The 1354-nt window shown below is 76.7% G+C and carries 1 protein-coding gene and 1 pseudogene; one reads left to right on the forward strand and one right to left on the reverse strand.

The window, feature by feature from the left end; all coding sequences use genetic code 11:
* Positions 1-453: hypothetical protein (locus tag ACL02O_RS34190; RefSeq protein WP_412822319.1), on the reverse strand; the 453-nt coding region annotated here is incomplete at its 3' end.
* Positions 454-603: 150 nt separating this feature from the next.
* Here ACL02O_RS34190 and ACL02O_RS34195 point away from each other — a divergent pair.
* Positions 604-1354: pseudogene (locus ACL02O_RS34195) on the forward strand (hypothetical protein); the annotation flags it as partial.

Raw genomic sequence — 1354 nt, forward strand, 5'->3', positions numbered from 1 at the left:
TTCCGCGGTGGGGAGCGGCGTGAGGGCTTCCGCCGCGACGACCGTGAGGGTGGCTTCCGCGGTGGTGAGCGCCGTGAGGGCGGGTTCCGTGGTGGCGACCGTGAGGGTGGCTTCCGCGGTGGTGAGCGCCGTGAGGGTGGCTTCCGTGGTGGTGACCGCCGTGAGGGTGGCTTCCGTCGCGACAACGAGGGCCCGCGCGGTGGCGGCTTCCGCCGCGAGGGCGGCGTAGGCGGCGAGCGCGGCGAAGGCTTCCGTGGCGGTGAGCGCCGTGAGGGTGGCTTCCGTGGCGGTGACCGCGAGGGTGGCTTCCGTGGCGGTGAGCGCCGTGAGGGCTTCCGCCGCGACGACCGGCAGGGCGGCTTCCGGGGCGGCCGGGAGCGGGCCGACCGGGACGGCGAGCGTCGCGGTTACGGCGACCGTCCGCGCCGGGACGACCGGCGGCCGGGCGGTCACGGGCCGGACCGTGAGCGCCGGGACGACCGACGCGAGCGCGTCGAGGGGCGTGAGGGCGACCGGGCCGCCGCGCCGGCGTTGCCGGACGAGGTGGTGGCGAGCGACCTCGACTCCAGCGTCCGGGCCGAACTGCTGTCGCTGGCCAAGCCGGTGGCGGAGAGCGTTGCGCGGCACCTGGTGGCGACCGGCCTGCTGATCGACGACGACCCGGCGGAGGCGCTGGCCCACGCCATGGCGGCCCGTCGGCTCGCGTCGCGCATCGCCGCGGTGCGGGAGGCCGTCGGGCTGGCGGCCTACCACGCCGGGGAGTGGCAGACCGCTGTCGCCGAGCTGCGCACATACCACCGGATGACCGGGCTGCAGAGCCACGTGGCGGTGCTGGCCGACTGCGAGCGGGCGCTCGGCCGGCCGGAGCGGGCGATCGACCTGTTCCGCGGCGCGGACCGGGACAAGCTCGAACAGTCCGTGGCGATCGAGCTGCTCATCGTGGCGGCCGGCGCGCGTGGCGACCTCGGGCAGAAGGACGCGGCCGTGGCGATGCTCCAGGTCCGCGAGTTGACCGCCGACTCGGCCGAGCCGTGGGCGGCGCGGCTGCGGTACGCGTTCGCGGACGCGCTGCTCGCCGTGGGGCGGCGCGAGGAGGCGCGGGAGTGGTTCTCCCGGGCCGCCGACGTGGACGCCGAGGGCGAGACCGACGCCGCCGAGCGGCTGCTGGAACTCGACGGCGTGATCATCGAGGGTGACGACGAGGAGGACGAGGAGCTCGCCGCCGGGCCGGGTGCCCCGGGGGCCGCGCCGGCCCGCCCGGACGCCGCCCTCACCGGTGCCGACTCCGACGAGGAAGCCGACCTCGACGCCCGCCATGCCGATGACGAGGACGACGACCTCGACACCGACGACG

Origin of the sequence: Micromonospora mangrovicola (assembly GCF_047200535.1) — a bacterium.
Classification (GTDB): Bacteria; Actinomycetota; Actinomycetes; order Mycobacteriales; family Micromonosporaceae; genus Micromonospora.